This window comes from Salegentibacter tibetensis, assembly GCF_020164485.1.
In the GTDB taxonomy this organism is placed as follows: Bacteria; Bacteroidota; Bacteroidia; order Flavobacteriales; family Flavobacteriaceae; genus Salegentibacter; species Salegentibacter tibetensis.
The window spans coordinates 47984-67057 of the sequence record NZ_JAIQZA010000017.1; the positions used below are offsets into that span (position 1 = coordinate 47984).

The 19074-nt window shown below is 39.1% G+C and carries 9 protein-coding genes; all 9 read right to left on the reverse strand.

Annotation, left to right across the window (positions count from 1 at the left end):
- Positions 1-5: 5 nt before the first annotated feature.
- A complete protein-coding gene (locus LB467_RS10425; RefSeq protein ID WP_224473978.1) occupies positions 6-1241 on the reverse strand; it encodes a glycoside hydrolase family 88/105 protein in 1236 nt (411 codons plus the stop codon).
- A gap of 9 nt (positions 1242-1250) precedes the next feature.
- Positions 1251-4163, reverse strand: a complete 2913-nt coding sequence (locus LB467_RS10430) for an alpha/beta hydrolase fold domain-containing protein (RefSeq protein WP_224473979.1) — start codon at positions 4161-4163, stop codon at positions 1251-1253.
- Positions 4164-4231: 68 nt separating this feature from the next.
- Positions 4232-5359 carry a pectate lyase gene (pelA, locus tag LB467_RS10435; RefSeq protein WP_224473980.1) on the reverse strand — a complete coding sequence of 376 codons (1128 nt, stop codon included), beginning with the start codon at positions 5357-5359 and terminating at the stop codon, positions 4232-4234.
- Positions 5360-5374: 15 nt separating this feature from the next.
- A complete protein-coding gene (locus LB467_RS10440) occupies positions 5375-5842 on the reverse strand; it encodes a hypothetical protein (protein ID WP_224473981.1) in 468 nt (155 codons plus the stop codon).
- An 83-nt stretch (positions 5843-5925) separates the two neighbouring features.
- Complete coding sequence (locus LB467_RS10445; protein ID WP_224473982.1) at positions 5926-7776, reverse strand: right-handed parallel beta-helix repeat-containing protein; 1851 nt, start codon at positions 7774-7776, stop codon at positions 5926-5928.
- Entirely contained in the window at positions 7773-11501 is a 3729-nt protein-coding gene (locus tag LB467_RS10450) for a T9SS type A sorting domain-containing protein (protein WP_224473983.1), read from the reverse strand. Before LB467_RS10450 ends, LB467_RS10445 begins: the two co-directional genes overlap by 4 nt.
- 201 nt (positions 11502-11702) lie before the next feature.
- A complete protein-coding gene (locus LB467_RS10455) occupies positions 11703-13259 on the reverse strand; it encodes a DUF5123 domain-containing protein (RefSeq protein ID WP_224473984.1) in 1557 nt (518 codons plus the stop codon).
- Positions 13260-13290: 31 nt separating this feature from the next.
- A complete protein-coding gene (locus LB467_RS10460) occupies positions 13291-15084 on the reverse strand; it encodes a RagB/SusD family nutrient uptake outer membrane protein (protein WP_224473985.1) in 1794 nt (597 codons plus the stop codon).
- Between the two features lie 13 nt (positions 15085-15097).
- Positions 15098-18313 (reverse strand): SusC/RagA family TonB-linked outer membrane protein, encoded by a 3216-nt coding sequence (locus tag LB467_RS10465; RefSeq protein WP_224473986.1) that lies wholly within the window; start codon positions 18311-18313, stop codon positions 15098-15100.
- Between the last annotated feature and the right edge of the window lie 761 nt (positions 18314-19074).

Here is a 19074-nt window from a genome sequence, read left to right on the forward strand (position 1 = left end):
CGGGCTTATTGATCAAGGTTTTCATAATAAATGGAAGCTAAAATAAAAGGTCCAACTCCTTTTGGATCGTCGTCCCTAATGATCTCGTTGATATAATATTCATAAGAACCATCACGATAAGGATCGCCTCCCAATCCGGCTACACCATTTACCTTTGTAAGACTAACGGTACCATCTTCATTTTCACGAACAAATTCTTCTAAAACACCTTCGTAAGCTTTAATTCCGGCTTGTTTATGTTCTTCAGTTAAATAACCTTTTTCCGCTCCTTTCAGCAGAAAATAAGAAAACATATTTGAGGCTGATGCTTCAAGATAATTACCTTCACGTTCTCCCTGATCCATCACCTGATACCAGGTTCCGGTTTCATGCTGATATTTTAAGATTCCATCGGCAAGTTTTTGGGCTACATCAATGATATTTCCCCTCTCCGGGTGATCTTCCGGTAGAAAATCTAATACATCTACCAAGGCCATACTAAACCAGCCAATACTTCTCCCCCAGTAATTCGAGGAAAGCCCCGTTTCTGGATCTGCCCAACGTTGCTCTTTACTTTCGTCCCAGGCGTGGTGAAAAAGACCACTTTCTTCGCTATAATGGTATTTATTCACCAGGGAAATTTGATTGGCCACGTCATCAAACAATTCCGGCTCGTCGAAATTTTTGGCGTAACGAGCCAAAAATGGTGAGCCCATATACAAACCGTCCAACCACATTTGAGAAGGATAGATTTTTTTATGCCAAAAACCACCTTCTTCTGTTCTTGGATGTTCCCGCATTTGGTCACGCAACATCTCTATGGCTTTTTTATATTTTTCCTTATCGGTTTCTTTATAAAGTCCGATTAGGAAACGTCCACCCTGAACGCGGTCAATATTATAATCTGACTGTTTGTAGGTTTTGATAGATCCGTCTTCTTCAACCATAAAATCGGCGAAATTCTTAATGTAATCCAGGTATTTCTCATCTCCGGTTTCTTTATAAAGCTTCTCCATGGAAGTCATTATAAGTCCGTGAGAGTATTCCCATTTCGGTTTTTCATTAAAATCCAATGACCAGCCTTCGGGGTTTCTTTTAATCTCCGAATCTGCCATCCAGGTAGAATACTTTTTTGTTGCAGTAGTATCCTGTTTTTCTGCCTGAGCAATATCTTTATTTTCTCCCCCATTTTTGCAGGAAAAAAACATTCCCGTAATGAGAAAAAGTAGAAGTGATTTTTTTAATAGCTGCGGTTTTTTCATTGTTATAAATTATTTAAGGTCGTTTTTTAAAGTTTTATCCAGAAAATCCAGAGTATAGGTTAATGTGTTTTCAAACCAGGGTTCCATTAGCCAAAAAGAATGTGGGGAATTGGGAATTGTGTGTACTTCGGAATAAATATTATGTTTTTCCATTATTCCTATCATATCGTCCCGACCGGCGTGAAAACGTGGTTGTGCGCTGTTTATAAAAAGTGTTGGTGGCGTATTCTCATCTACATATTCCAAAGGAGAAGCATTTTGCCAGTTTTGCGGATTTTCAGCCTGAAGTCCGCCTAACCATAAACCGGCAATTTCACTTTCTTCGGCTTCGGGATGGATAAAAGATACAATCCCGTCAATATTTATTATAGCCTGAACCTGATCCTGGTTTTTAAAATCATCTTTAAGAAACTTTTTATTTCCTGAAGTAACCCCGAGTAATGTTGCGAGTTGTGCTCCGGCTGAAGTTCCCAAGACAGCAATTTTATCCGGATCTATTCCAAATTCTGAAGCATTTTTTCGCATCCAGGAAAGTGTGGTTTTTAAATCTTGAACTGCAGCGGGAAATTTAGCTTCCCTACTTAATCGGTAATTGGCTACCACTGCGACATACCCGTTTTTGGCAAGATGTTGTCCCATAGTTTGCTGGTTCTCCTTGCTTCCAGAAACCCAGCCTCCCCCGTGAATTAAAAGCACGGCAGGATGATTTTTTCCTTTTTTTGGTGAGTACACATCGGCTTTTAATTCACTGCCGTCTATTTCTCGGTAAATCAGGTTTTCCCGGGCTATAATTTTATCAGAATCTAAGGGTTGAATCGGTTTTATAAACGGATAATTCTTCTTAAGCTTTTCGTAGGTGGTTTCAATGGTGTAAGGTGATATTGAAATAGGTTCTTCATTAAAGAGCGTAAGGTTTTTCATTTCATCAAAAACCAGCTGAGCAACTGCCTTAGCGCCTGCCGGCTGAAAATGAGTGTTATCATCCTGCCCATCAGGATAAGCTTCGTATTTTCCGGCAGGCAGATTCATAAAATAATTTTCAGTTACATAATCCTTTCCTTTTTTGGTAAAAAACTCCTGTGAACTTTGATTCAAATCGATTAGATGCACGTTAAGCTCTTTCGCTACTTCTTTAACAGCAGGATCATATTCACCGTGAATATTGCCTAGTTTCCTCTCTTCCCAGGGATAATTTCTGGCTACCGGAGTAAGTAAAATTGGAATCGCATTTTTTTCCCTCGTTTGTTTCACGAAAAGTCTTAAAAATTCTTTGTAACCTTCTACATCTACATATCTTTCATGCTTCTCTTTTGAAGCATCATTGTGCCCCAACTGAATTAATACCAAATCGTTTTCTTCCAAATCTTCATAAATCGCCCGCCAACGTCCTTCCTGAAAAAAAGTTCTTGTACTGCGACCACCCCTGGCGCGATTATCAACTTCAACACTATCAGTTTTTAACAGCCCGTTTACATTTTGAAGGCTATCCTTTGAAAAAAACTGTTGAAAAACCTGCCCCCATCCCATAAGTGGATAACGGGTTGTCATATAATCCTTTCCGGATTCATAATTATCGGAATAATCGGCCATTGTAGAATCGCCGGCAAGATAGATAGTGGTGATAGCAGGGTTTCCTACTAATTCATTCAAATATACTTCCAGGTTAGTATATGTTTCATGAAGGTCATTAGCCGCATCATCAGCTTTTTGGGGATTTAAATTATTGGCAATTTCCCAGGTATCGGGCATACCATCGTTGTCAGAATCCTTTTCGGGTTCACCAGACTTTAACTCCGGCCAACCACCTACGTCTTCCTGTGAATCAATTATGCCATTTTTAAAGCTTGCAGTGCTTTTTCGAAGATCGTTAATGACCCGTTTATCAACCGCATCCTGGCGCATACTGGCTCCTGCATTTTTCAACACCAGTTCATAGGCCTCGCGGGCATTTTGTGTCTTTACATTTTCTGATACATTCCTCGCTTTTTCCATTCGAGCGGCATTGGGATCTTTAATGTCCACTCCCCTCCAGTTATTTTGAGTCACTTCTTCAGAACCTTCCATGATATTTCCATCAATGTAAAAATCGCCATAAGGTTCATAAGGCTCCAAAATTCTTTCTCTTTTTGAAGAAGAAGTTGCGGGTCCAGGTTTATAATAATTATTGATCATATTATAGGTGCCACTTTCACCTCCATAAACGCTGTTGCTACCCCAGTTATAAATAACGTTATTCCTGAAATCAACAAATTCATCCTCCGAATTAGCAGTAGTCTCTGAACCGCTAAATCTTGGATTCCGACTGTTGTTATTGGCTATCAAATTATGATGGAAAGAAGCTTTTTCACCCCCCCAAATGCTTCCATATCCATGAGCGCCTTTACCGTGAACCGAACGGTTTAAAGCTTCAGAAATTATACACCATTGCATAGTAAAATTTTTGTTCCCATAAAACGATGCATTCTCATCGGTCGCCCAACTTATTGAGCAATGGTCAATGATCACGTTCTTGGTATCTCTACCTCCCAGGGCATCGCCAACTGCTTCATTACTATCTCCCATTCTAAACCGCATATACCTAATAATCACATTATCGGCTTTTACTGAAACTGGATAACCCTTTAAGGTGATTCCTTCTCCGGGAGCGGTTTGCCCGGCTATGGTAAGATTGCCCTTGCCTCTATTTATATCTAATGGCGATTTAAGTTCTATTGTACCGGAGACTTCAAAAACAATGGTTCGTGAACTGCTTTTTACAATACCTTTTCTAAGACTTCCCTCTCCATCGTCATTAAGATTGGTTACTTTATAAATTTCACCCCCTCTTCCTCCTGTAGCATAACGGCCAAAACCTTCGGCGGAAGGAAAGGCCAATTCTTGCGCCTCTGCCAGGAACGGAGCGGAGAGAAGACTAATAACCATTAAACATTTTTTAAAAAAGGAAAGCATATATTTAGTTTATTCGATTAAGTTAAGGTTCTGATTTTGGATTATTTTATTAGTCGACCTTCCCAGGCGGGGTAATCGGTTTCGAGTAGTCCCTGAGCATAGTTCTTTAAATAGCTATAGCCCATTCGGCGCTCGTGTTCTATTTCGTTCAGTTCATCTTTTACAATTCCGTCCCTTCCAACAAACATTGGACGTCCTGTCCCAATTTCATTAAATCTAGCCCAAAGGGGATCGCCATTTGGATCGTTAACCACCACCCGGTCACGCCCTCCGGGCAAATTAGGCGCATCTACGAAGACAACTTTCTTTCCGGTTATTTTGTGTTCTTTAAACCAGTTAATAGACTCTCGTATAGCCATTTTAACTTCATCAGAAGGATTTTGTATTTCCATGAGGTATTTAATAATTCCCACGCTCTCACCGCCGCTTAAGGAAGGTAATTCATAATCCCTTGCTTTTGCCGGACTCAAATCTTCCCGGTGATGTTGGGCACACCAAACAGTGCCTTTTCCATCTATGCGCACCTGCATTTTAAGAATTACCTCCAGGCCTTTATCAATTGCTTCTTTCGCGTTCTGGCGGCGTTCGATATCCACAAAATCATAAGGTTCTTTTTGAAAAGCGATATCCCGCAATAAATTCATTACACCCATCATTGCGCCATCATTAAAAGTAATATGCTCGTAATAGCCTTCTCTAACTGGATAAAACTGCGGCCATCCCCCATTCTCATATTGAGCTGCCAGAAGAAAATCAACTCCTTTGAGAAAAGCATCCCCGTATTTTTTATCGCCGGTTTCATCATAAACTTTTGCGAGATATCGCATTTGCGTATGGGTAGCATCATTATCGATGGTAGTACCAAATTTCCCAGACTTCTTCTCCTCTAAGGAAGCCTTATCCTGGGAGTCGAGGCGCTTGGCCATATCAATATTCTTTAGCCAGCCTCCGTTATTATTTTGGTAGAGCAAGACATTATCCGCTATTCTTTTTGCATTCTGAGAAGCATACCATTGTTTTTCCTGTCGCTGCGCTTCTTCCCAGGAAATTTGTTCAGAGTTTTGAGCATTTGTTTTTCCCGAAATCAGTATAAAAAGAGGGATAAAGGCAAAAACCAGGACATTTTGGCAATTGATTTTTTCACTAGCTATAATTTGGAAAAGTCTCATATTAAAATCTATTTTTTATCGGAATCTCTTCATCTTTTCGATCTTATCACGTGGATCCCAGTTGTAAGTATTTGGAGGATTGGTATAACTGCTACCTAAAACATTCTCTATCGTGTATTCCTGAATCTCAGATTCAGAGATCTGGACTGCCCAATCTACCCTTTCTTCTGGAGTTGCCTTCACCTGATGAATTATATTCTGCATAGCGTGCTGTTTCCTCATTATCTTCTTCTCCCCAATTAAAGAAACATTATTTTTATTTTCGGGAAGATCAAGATCACCTGAAGTGCCAAGGGATGGCTCCTCTAAAGAAAGCTCAGGCCAACCTCCAACATCTGCCTGAGTATCTATAACTCCTAAACCACTTCCGTTAGAAGCTTCATAGGTATAGGTCCCGGTTTTTACTTCTTCAGAAATACGCTCATCAACTTCATCCCGAACCAAAGATGCTCCCAATTCGGATTCGAGTTTGAAGCCCAGCAAACCTGTCTTCTTAAATAAAAGGCACTATTAACCGAATTATGAAAAAAATTCAGTCAATAGTGCCAAATTATAAATAATTCAGTTTAATATTCAAACGCCCCTAAATCTGGTGCCGAGCCGTTAAAAGGCAAGCCTACATCCACTCCTTTGTCGATCAAATCGCTACCAGGGGTTAGATGGAAAAAGCTAACATCCGGAAGACTTCCATCTTCTTTTCTAGGCCCCGTCAACTCTTCATAATCAATGCTTTCAAAGTCTTCAAAAGTCGTCTCAATACCATCCATCCAGCTATTGTTTGTAACATCGAGAGTAGTTGCATTGATGCTTCCTACTTCTCCAAGTACATTACTATTCTTTATGGTTAACTTCTCCAGAGGATTTGTATTGCCAAAAGCATAATTCCTACCATTATCATAAGCAGAGCAGTTGTATAGAGTTACATTACCCCTATTACTGTTATGATCGAAACCATCAGATGCGTTACCAACTGCTAAACAATTCAAATAAATAGCATCATGCTTTAAATCCTTGTTATCGCTTCCTCCGGTTTTAAATCCGTTGCCATCACCTCCGCTAGGAGTGCCGTCTTTTAAATAGCCATTTTCTATGGCCCAGCAATTTTCGTAAATAGTAGTAACATTATCGGCATTCCTTAAATAGCCATCCCAGCCATCATCCAGATTTCGCCACGCCCTGCAACCAACAAATTTGTTGCCGGTGCCAACGTCTAACTTGCTTGCAAACCCGTCGGCATTCTCAATTGTAGAGTCAGCGTTAAAGTATGAGTCGCAATTTAGGATTGTGTTGTTAGATGCACCACTATCCAGCTGAAGCCCTGTATCTGCACATTCAGAAAAAGTACAGAATTCAATGAAGTTATTGTTACCTGTTATATTTAATCCGTTATCCCCCGCTTTATAAACATCAATGCCTTTAATATGCCAGTAACTGGCCTCTAGTTCGATTCCTCTGTTAGAAGAATTTTCAGACATTGAGGAAAAATCAAATTTTGGCCTGGAATCATCTTCCGGGTGTGCTAGTAATGAGATCATATTACTTGCACTACCACTAGTGTTAATTTTAATGGTTGAATCAAAAGCATACTCACCTCCACGGATATAGATATTTTCACCCGGCATAGCCGCTGCTATAGCATCTAAAATTTCCTGCGAAGTACTTACCACTTCACCTTGTATAGAAGATGTATTCTCACCAGTCCTAAAGGAAAATGTGTTGCTTATAGCTGTATTCTTCCCATCGGTGGTTTCTACGTGCCAGTAATAAATACTATTAGGCTCAACCTCAATTTCTATAGAGGTTTCTGTAAGACCTGTCCATTCCTCAGGTGGGTCCTGATCGCCGTCTACTGTATCTGCATACAAGGTATAGGTTAAAGGATCTCCATCTGTATCGGTTGAGGCAGCTTCCCATTCTAGGGTAACTTTTCCATCTACGGGTGAAACCATTACCCCAGAGGCAGGTGATATAAGCGTTGCAGGAAAAGGTACATTATTAGATCCGGGAACGCCAGCAACATAAAACCTGTAAGGTTCTGAGGCTGTAGTTTCTTCTCCATCATTCTTTGAAATAACCTTCCAGGTGTAAGGATTACCTCTTTCAAGTCTTACAATTATAGAGGTCGTATTAAGGTTTGGTCTCTGAGTAACTTCCTGAGTAGCCAAATTAGTGATCACGAGATCATATCTTTCGGCATCACTCGCTTCACTCCATTCAAAAGCTACTTCTGCCATATTAGCTATAACATCTCCAACCTCACATTCTGTATTGTTCTCCGGAAGTACCAAACTGGCTACTCCAGGGACCGCATCATTAATTACCTCAGCATCATCGTCTTTAGAGCATGACACCGTTATAGCACCCATCATAAAAATCAGGAGCAGTTTGTAATAAGGTATATTTATAGGTTTTTTCATGATTTAATAACTTTTATAGTTTTACTTACAGTGGCTGACTTTAATAGAAGTAAATAAATTCCATTTCTATAATTGGTAAGGTCAAGCTGTATAACTCTGTCTGCAGGAACTTCCATATTTTCTGATATATATTCCTTTCCGCTAAGATTAATCAGGGATACATTTACGTTAGTATCTGTTCCATTAATATATACCTTAAGGTCGCCTTTGGTAGGGTTTGGGAACACTACAATATCTTCAGACAGTAAGACCTCTTTATAAAAAATGTCCTGACATTCAGAATCTGTAGAGATGGTAAACTTGTTTTTACCAGCTTCCAAATCTAAAACCACTCTTGATTGTGATGTGGTTGAGATTTTACCATTGTGCTCAATCTTATAAAGATTAGCTCCATCCAGTGAGAAGCTCACCGTGTTATTTGCATAATTCACAGAAGAATAGGCTTCTAAAGGCGTTGGTCCTTCTATGGTTACATTAAAACATTGCTCATATTCCTGTCCATCTATAGTTATACATATATCATATGTACCCGCAGAGAGATTCTCAATATTCGCCGAAAAATCATTAGAAGATGATAAGGTTGCAGATCCGCTACCTGCACCAGATACTGATACATTATAAGTGTAATTAGGATCTTCTGCGCTGATGCTTATAAACCCGTCACCGTTTCCATTACAACTTACATCATGCACAGATATACTAAAATTATCTGCCGCCAGGTTGAAAATTTCACAACCAAAAACATCGACAATGGCACCTTCGGGAGAATCTGGACAATTATCCTCAAAATTTATGATTCCGTCTCCATCATCGTCTTCACATACATCTCCAATACCATTATTATCAGAATCTGCCTGATCTGGGTTAGGGGTATACATACAATTATCATCAGCATTCAGAATTCCGTCATTGTCGATATCGCCAAAAGGCCCAAGAGGTTCAGGTTCAAAAACTATATCGCTCGTGGTTTCACCAGTTATTTCCAATTGATTTTCCGGAATAAAATAACCATCTACCCCTTCACTCTCTATAGTATATTCAATATTTGGCTCGAGTTTTACGGAGTATGTGGCCGCCTCTGTATCAATTATTGGTTTTGGAACATAAAGCCCATCAGCACCAGGATCAGGAGTAAATGTTAAAACTAAATCTCCGATATTCTCGTTAAGACCGGTTATCGATCCGGTAACGGAATAAATTTCGACTTTTTTAATAGTTATATCATGGTTAGTTGTGCTCTCAGTAACTTCTAATGAAGTACCATTAGAAATTATGTAACCATCAGCGCCTTCGAGGGAAATACTATACTCAAAGCCCGTTGGTAAGTCAACCTGGTACGACCCATCAGTTGGCGTAACGTTCCAGGTTTTTCCTTCTTCAATAGTAAATACTATTGAATAGTCTTCGGGGATTCCTGGAGCATCTGCTACTTCTACATTACCAGTTATGTTGGAATAAGTGGCAGGTTTGCGAATAATTCTAAAATAACTGGGTTTGTCGGCCGTATCATAAATATGATAGGTTCCACTAGCCTTTGCCACAAAACTTACCTCTTGAAGATCACCACCCACATTTACAACATCATTCTGTAGTTCAGGATCTGCGACATTTTCAAAATGAAGCTCACCAACACCATCCTGTCCAAGCACCCAAAGGCTTACTTTATCATCTTCATTAAGATTCAAACTCATGAACCGGTCGGTAGCACCTCTGGAATTAATATAAACTCTTCCTTTGAACTCCTCGTAATCATTAATGTTTTCATCATATCGGGTCAAATTCGTATTGGTGGTTCGTAGACGGTCACTTCCGCCTCCGGTAAAGCTAAGATCACCAGCTGTAAAATCGGGCAAAGTATGATCTGAGGTTCCTGGCGTAATGGATTCATCATACCACGAGTTGATAATATCTTCCGTTAACATATTGTTGAACTGAGATTCGTCCAGTTGTGTTGCACCAAAATCCCAAACATCACTAAGAACATTGCTCCCACCGCTTCCAACATCCTGGTCAGCACTTTTTCGTGTAATTCTAAAATAGCTGGGTTTATCGGTATCATCATAGATATGATAAGTCCCTGTAGCTGTTGCAGTAAATTTTAACTCAGTGAGCTCACTTCCTAAAGCTACTACATCGTCTTGTAATGCCGGATCAGCCACATATTCAAAATGAATATTACCATTACCATTCTGAGTAAGAGCCCAAATAGTTACTTCGTCGCCCTCGTTTAATTCAAGACTTAAATACCTGTCTGTAGCTCCAGATGAATTAATATAAACTCTTCCTTTGAACTCCTCGTAATCATCAATGTTTTCATCATAACGGGTCAAATTCGTATTGGTGGTTCGTAAACGATCACTTCCACCTCCAACAAAACTAAGATCACCAACTGTAAAATCTGGCAAAGTATTGCCCGAACTTCCTGGTGTAATGGATTCATCATACCACGAGTTGATAATATCTTCTGTCAACATATTGTTGAACTGTGACTCGTCCAGTTGTGTTGCACCAAAATCCCAAACATCGGTAAGACCATTGCTCCCACTGCCTCCAGCATCCTGGTCAGCACTTTTTCGTGTAATTCTAAAATAGCTGGGCTTATCAGTATCATCATAGATATGATAAGTTCCTGTAGCTGTTGCAGTAAAATTTAATTCGGTGAGCTCACTTCCTAAAGCTACTACATCGTCTTGTAATGTCGGATCAGCCACATATTCAAAATGAATATTACCATTACCATTCTGAGTAAGTGCCCAAATAGTTACTTCGTCGCCCTCGTTTAATTCAAGACTTAAATACCTGTCTGTAGCTCCAGATGAATTAATATAAACTCTTCCTTTGAACTCCTCGTAATCATCAATGTTTTCATCATAACGGGTCAAATTCGTATTGGTGGTTCGTAAACGATCACTTCCACCTCCAACAAAACTAAGATCACCAGCTGTAAAATCGGGCAAAGTATTGCCCGAACTTCCTGGTGTAATGGATTCATCATACCACGAGTTGATAATATCTTCTGTCAACATATTGTTGAACTGTGACTCGTCCAGTTGTGTTGCACCAAAATCCCAAACATCGGTAAGACCATTGCTCCCACCGCCTCCAGCATCCTGGTCAGCACTTTTTCGTGTAATTCTAAAATAGCTGGGTTTATCAGTATCATCATAGATATGATAAGTCCCTGTAGCTGATGCAGTAAAATTTAATTCGGTGAGTTCACCTCCTACGGCTACAGAATCGTCTTGTAAGGCCGGATCGGCCACATATTCAAAATGAATATTACCATTACCATTCTGAGTAAGTGCCCAAATAGTTACTTCGTCGCCCTCCTTTAATTCCAGACTTAAATACCTGTCTGTAGCTCCAGATGAATTAATATAAACCCTTCCTTTGAATTCCTCGTAATCATCAATGTTTTCATCATAACGGGTCAAATTCGTATTGGTGGTTCGTAAACGATCACTTCCACCTCCGGTAAAACTAAGATCACCTACTATGAAATCAGGCAAAGTATTGCCCGAACTTCCTGGTGTAACTGATTCATCATACCACGAGTTTATAATAACTTCTGTTAACTTGTTATCAAACTGTGACTCGTCCAGTTGTGTTGCACCAAAATCCCAAACATCGGTAAGACCATCTGATGGTTCTGGTTGGTTTTGTGAAAAGCCCTGAGTAATTCCCAACAAAAGGATAAGGCCTAAAAGATGTAATCGTTTCATCATTCCATAAAAGATTTAATTAATAATGTATTCTATTCTAGTCTTAGAATTGTTAACTGCTTTTATATTAAAAGCGCGTTGCTCTTTTCCTTTTACCTGTTGAGCAGGCTTCAGAGGTTACTCTTAAAAGCCAAAAAAATAAATAAAAAGGGTGTGCATCATTACGATGCATACCCTTTTTAATATTTATAGTTTCGATACATATTATCTCCAGCGGGGGTCACCTATGTTGTTATCTATTAAAGTTTGATTAGTGATCGTAAAATCTCCAGTTGATGGGTCTACAAACCCTGGATCTAAATTGAAATAATTACTGTCATCAAAAATATACTGAGACGTATCATAGAATCCAGGTGCATTAAAGTAATTATTATTACTAAATGAAGGAGATTCATCTATTCCCTCTCTATCGGCATAACCTTCTGATTCAGTCTCGGCGATCAAAGTATTTCTCACCGTTACGTCATTCGATACAAATCGAACATATAATAATCTTCTACTATCATCATCAGAAACTGCGTAAAAGGTGCAGCTATCAATAACAATATTAGCAGTTACACCAGTATCATTGGAGGTGCCACTGGCATCCATCCTTATAAAGTCCCGGCCTGGAGCACAATTATAAAAAGTACTCGATAAGATGTTAATATTAAGTACATCAGAATTCCTGAAGTCAATAAAATCCCCTCCCGAAGTAAAAATGTTGTACACAATACTGTTTTCAACCGTTAGCGTTTGTAAAATTGCATCGGTTTCGTTACCGGCAATGAAGGAACGTCCATAATCATGGATGTTACAACCACTTATTAGAAGAGAATTATAATTTCCTGGACCGGTGTACCTTACAACATCCTGTAGATCTGATGATCCTTCACCTAGTCCCTGTAAATTCAGATCGATTAATTCAACATTCTCAGCTCCCGCAACCAGTTCAAAATTTAATTTTAGAAGTGGTTTATCGAAACTCCTCAAACCTCTAATGGTTAAAGATTTATCAAGGGTAATAGTACCAGTTTGTTCGGTATAATCACCAGGTTCCAGGACCAGAATATCTCCTGTACTGGCATCTGCGATCTTTTGCAACAAGTCATCCTCAGGAGTTACCAAAATACCTGTACCGATATCGATTCCAGTTGTAAAAGTTTTAACGCCTCTTATTTGACTGCCGTTAAGTAAGGTCGCGGTATAATCTGTTTCGGGAGTGAGACCAGTTACGGTAGCTGTACCGCTGGATTTATCTTCACCTGTAATGGTGTAAGTGATATCACCTGGGCTAAAGCTTATTTCAGTAACCTCACTGTCAGGCACCCATCTCAGGATAGCCTCCTTGGCCTTAACATCACCGGGTTCACCTTCTATAAAAATTTGTTCTGTTAAAGTTCGTGCTCTGATAGTTGCCCAGGAGGAATCATCAAGCCCCCTCTCACTTATGGCTTTCACTCTTATAGAATAAAAAGTTTCACTTTCTAATGGAACCAGAACTGGCAATTCATCTGGATTAACTTCAACAGTTTTTACAATATTGTCGAAGCTTGTTGAATCATCAGAAATCTCAACAATATAACTATTATGGTTTTCATCAGCTGTCCAGTTTAGCTCTACATTTACCTGATTCCTTACGAAGGCCCTGAGATTTACCGGAGCAAATTCTCTGTTAACCGGAAGCTCTTCGATAAGTTCTTTATCATAGTCGCAACCTGTAACGGTAACCGCTAGTAGAAGAGCTATTAGCAAACTTTTAAAGATATATTTTACTTTCATAACTTATAAATTAAATCTGTTTTATTAGGTTCTAGTAACCGTAATCATTTACCAATTGGCCATTACTGGCGTCAATAAAGACTTGCCAAATTGGCCAGAATTGTCTGTCATCTGGATTGACTCCCGGCTTATAAAGCGTGTTTATCACCTCATCAAGTGGCTGATCCCAATTGAATGCGGAATACTCAGGCCCAGGATTACCGGTTTCACCTCTATTTAAACCGTAGATATCCAAAGTATAACCATCATCTTCATATTTATAATAAAGTGTGGTGGGCACATTGGCATAGTCTCCCGTTCTATTTTCCAGATTTTCTAGTTCTTGCTTTTCTTCGTCAAGTTTTGTACTAAGAAGGTTCCAGCGAATAAGGTCCATTTTTCGACTCATTTCCCCTGTAAATTCGTATTTATATTCTTCTACAATAGCATTGAACATCTCTTCTTTAGAACCAAGGGCATCAACATAAGCATCTACTTTTTCCGCTTGAAGATCGGAAGGGAATGCCCTACGACGAATTTCCTTAAGATATGGTGCTGCCGCTCCCGGACCTTCCAGTTCATTGGCTGCTTCTGCTGCAGTTAAGAGAACCTCTGCATATCTCATATAAATCCAATTTACTCCATCGTCATTTGTAGAAGTTACATAACGATCCATCCATTCGTATCTATATTTACCAAAATACCAGGTATCAATACCCCCAAGTTCCTGCTGCGCAACCCCCTCTACTGCAGCACCCCATTCATAGGGAACACTTGTAACATCTCTCCTGGTATCATCTTCATCGAAATCGTACCAAACCGTAGGTGTAGGACCTGCATCACCACCTCTGGGCTGACCGGTAAACTGATCCACACTATTGTGAGGAACGGCGAATGAAAATAATACCCTACCGCGCCCATCAGCAAAAGGAATTTCCCATAATGATTCACCGCCGGCATTTATATTTTCTTCATTGTATTTTCTCCAGAATCCTTCAAATGAAGGGTCAAGGTGAGCCCTTCCACTATTAATAACTGATCGACTTTCCTCAAGTGCTAAACGATACATATTCTCAACAGAAAGATCTGGATCATTACTTCTCCTTATCCCATCGGGGTATTGTTGAAAACCGCCGGCCACAAGTGCAAGCCTTGCTCTCAGTCCCTTGACAAATGCTTTATTAATGCGTTCTACTGAAGTAGTGGCGGGAGTTTCATTAGGCCATGCAACTAATGTTGAGGCTTCACCAAGATCAGCGATAAGACGTTTGTATATTGTGTCGCGACTTGTTTTTGGTAAATACAGCGTCTCTGATGTGATAGGTTCAAAACGGGCGGGAACATCCCCCCAGGCTTTCATAAGGTCTGTATAATAAATAGCCCTGTATGTAAGTGCTGCTCCCAAAAGTTGTCCAAATTCGCTACCTGGCTCAGGATTACCAAAATTTCTTAAACCACGTATTACAATATTTGCTCGTTCTATCCCCTGATACATCATGGCCCAGGCGTTATTATCAGTATTCATTCTGGAATTGCCAGGTTTGGCATCGTAATAAAGTAGATCAGCATCTGAACCTTCATTACCAGCACGATAATGATATTCCACATCTGTATTAAATCCATAAAAAGGGATAAACCGACCACGATAAGAGTTCGTTTGTCCCATGGGTTCAAGAATACCATCAACGGCACCTCTTGCTAAACCAACCGTTGAAAAAATAGTAGATTCATCCAGGGTTGATTTTGCCGGAGCCTCCAAAAAGTCCTCATCTAAAAAATCCTCCTCGCAGGATAAAATCAGGCTGGTTAAAACAAATACCGAACAGATTTTTATTAAGTTTTTCATTTTCATCTAATTTTTAAAAATTAAGGTTTAGTCCAAATACTATTTGTCTGTTTCTAGGAAACGGAGAAAAATCAACTCCCGGAGTTAGAGGGGTACTTCTCCTTGTAGAAACTTCTGGATCAAGACCTGAATAATCGGTTAGGATAAACACATTATTTGCCGTTGCGTAAAATCTTAGTTTAGTAATATTATATTTTGACATAAGCGAGCTAGGTATTGTGTAACCTAAACTAAGTGTATTCAACCTGAGAAATGACCCATCTTCTACTGCCCAATCACTAAATACGTAACTTCGCATATTTGGAGACCACATAGTCGTGTTTGTGTTTGCAGCTGCAAGCGCATCAGGATCAGTTATAAGCTGCCCGGTTTCAGGATTAAGATTCGTCCACCTACGTCCATCTCCCATGATCGTGCTTAAGTTACGATACTGACTGTTTTCGTTGGCTGTGGTATACTGAACTTTGTTAGCATTATAAACATCATTCCCCACGCTAAAGTTAAAAGCCGCAGTAAGATCGAATCCGTATGCATAAGCATCTAACACAAAACCACCGGTAAAATCCGGGTTAGAATCCCCAATAATAGAGTTATCATTAATATCTACTATTCCATCGCCATTAATATCCTTCAACTTCAAAGAGCCAGGCATTACTTCACCAATAAGGTCACTATTATCTACCACTTCTGGTTTTAACGTATAGGTATTTGTTACGGCATCAAAATCAAAATCTGATACTTCATAGCGTCCATCATTCTGATAGCCAAACATCGCTCCTACAGGTTGGCCGACCCATACAGCATAATCACTTCCAATTTCTGAAGAGGCCCAGCCTGAGTACTCCTGATAATCTTCCAGAGAACCTAAGGAATTAATTTTGTTCCTGTTCGCTGATGCATTAACAGCGAAACTTAATCCATAGTTTTGTTTAGTAATTGCGTTAATATTTAATGAGCCTTCTACACCTGAATTTTGGATCTCACCTAGATTTCTATATTGAAACTCATATCCAGATCCCGGGGTACGAAATGCAAGCAATAGGTCTGTAGTTATATTTTTATAAGCCTCAAAACTACCTCTTAAGACACCACCGAACATATCAAAGTCAAGACCGACATTCTGTGTTACCGTAGTTTCCCATTTAAGATCTGGGTTAGCCAGAACTCTTGAAGATGACCAATAAGTTGGAATCTCATTTAAATAGGTAGTAGTATTTGACTGAAAGCTTTGCACGGTTTGACCGGCTGGTATATTATTATTACCAGCTTCACCATAACTTAATCTCAACTTAAGAGCATTTAACCATTCCACGTTTTTTAGAAAATTCTCCTCTTTTAATTTCCAAGCTACTGCTGCCGAAGGAAAGTATCCCCAGCGATTGTCGCCCAGGAATTTACTCGAACCATCAGCACGGTAAGTAGCTGTAACTAAATATTTACTTTTAAAATCATAATTAACACGCCCAAAGAAAGATAATAACTTATCATCAGGCCTGTAGAAATTGTCCACGCTTTGTGGCGTACCCTGAGTAGTTAACTTTCTGGTAGTTTCAAAACCAAAGTCCTTTGGAAAACCCTGAATTTCAGAAGTCTCTTCGTTATCCTGGGTAACGATCATCTCCTGACCTAATAGCAATTTAAGGTTATGATCTTCACTAAGAAAACTATTAAAATCATAATTAATCGTATTAGCATTCCTAAAACTTTCACGCTTTCGATCGCTGTAAACCAGTGCAGGCAATCCCTGATTATCTGCAGATGGTCTATTGCGCGAATAATAAGTGGAGCGGCCATAATAGCGATAATCCTGTTCAATGCGGTGGTCAAGACCATAATCAGATTGGAATCTAAGATTATCGATTATATCCCAGCCAAAACTTCCCAACATATTAAAATTCTTTCTTAGTTGCTGTCTTTGATTATCGGATGTAGCTACAAAAGGATTAACCAGATAACCGGCTAAGGCTTGGTCTGTATCTGTAGTTGTAAGTCCTGAAATTGGAACTGGAGAATATTGAACACTAAATTTCAATCGGGAATCAGCAGAAGAAATCTCATTCTGCTCATTTGTTCCTCCTCCGTTGATCTCTGTTTCGGAATAACGAACGGTAAAAGATAAATCTACCTTCTCCCCAGCCTGACTCTTAAGAGCTAACGATAAGTTATCCCTTTTATAATCGGAACCGAGCATAATAGTATTTACATCATAATGAGCATAATTAAAGTTGAAACTGGCCTTTTCAGAACCACCCCTAATCGCTAAATCATGGCTCTGAACTTCGCCCATATTACCATAAATCTGTTTTTGCCAGTTATTGCCTTCCTGTCCGACATATTGATCGTAATCCTGCCAAAGTCCAAAATATCTCTCGTAAGAATCTAAGTTTTCGGAATCTCTAAGCAACGCATATTCATACTGCCACTTAACATAATCTTCCGGCTCTAGAACATCAATGGTATTTGCAATTTTTTGGAATCCGTAAAAAGTATTGAAATTCACATTTATTTCACCACTCCTTCCGTCCTTGGTAGTAATAATTATAACCCCATTTGCACCTCTTGAACCGTATATGGCAGTAGATGAGGCATCTTTTAATACCGAAATGCTCTCAATATCGGTAGGGCTAATATCACTCATGCTGTTTACAGGAAAACCATCCACTATTATTAAAGGAGAACTATCCTGGGTAAGTGAACCGTTACCACGTATCCTAATATTTATTTCAGCATCGGGAGAGCCTTCTGTAGACAACACCTGCACACCGGCAAGTCTACCCGTTAAAGTTTCAGCCACACTCGATCTTGCTTGTTCCGTAAGATCGTTTCCTGAAATTGATACCACCGAACCTGTTAAATCTGATTTTTTAGTTGTACCATATCCTACAACAACGACCTCATCCAGTGAATCTGAATCTACTTGAAGGGTGGCATTGATAGTGCTTCTCCCATCTGCATTAACTTCAAGAGTTTTATACCCGATATAGCTAAACACCAAAACAGCATCTGGACTTGAAACTTCAAGTGAATATTCACCATCAAAATTGGTCATCGCACCATTGGAAGTTCCTTTCTCAAGTACATTTACACCGAGCAAGGGTTCGTTTGTTTCAGAATCTAAAATAGTTCCCGTCACTTGATTCTCCTGAGCACTTAATTGAGCACAGAAACAAATAAATACCCCTAACAAGAATAGTTGTCTTCGGGTTAGTCTCAGCAATTTTTGATGCATAACTGATCTTTTTGATTATTAATAGTTTTCATTAAAGGTTAATTAGTTATTGAGAAACTTATAGGTTAATTTTCCTCAAAAATCTGAATTCCACAACTACATCGATTTCGTTTAAAGTTATTATAGCGGATAAAAAACCTGTTACTAGTAAATAAATAATTGTAATCGATTACACAAACGTAAACATTTAATTAACATTTCCAAAATATACAGCCAATAAAAATTACAAATTTTATTTTTAACCCCGTATAACTGCATAATTTAACATTAAGAGCATTGTTTTATTATGACAACTCGATATAAGCACCTATACAAATACCGAAATGTAATCGATATCATTCCGCTTTTTTTTAAACATTAAAATATTGATCAGCAAAACACTAAACAGATAGTCCTCAGATAATTAAATTAAATCAATACCGCATTTTTCATGAAAAATGCTGGCTACCAAGCCTTATAAAGAGATCCTTTTGTAAAAATATTATTATTCAAGAATCGGCGGACGAAACTCAAACTATTTAAGAAAAGCCTTATTTTACAAACTCTTTCAAGGCTCCATTTTAGCACACACCGAATTCGGCACCTTTAATAATAGCTTTTTCTGTACCCTGCTCCTCAGAATCCGTTTTAAAGTTTAAGGCTTCCAAATTGTTTCGTTTAACTGAAAACCAAATTTATCCTTCTCTTTAGATCTTATAACCTCAACGGTCTGGTTAAGCTCTAAATCCCATACTGGTACGCAGATTTAGTTCTACTTTACA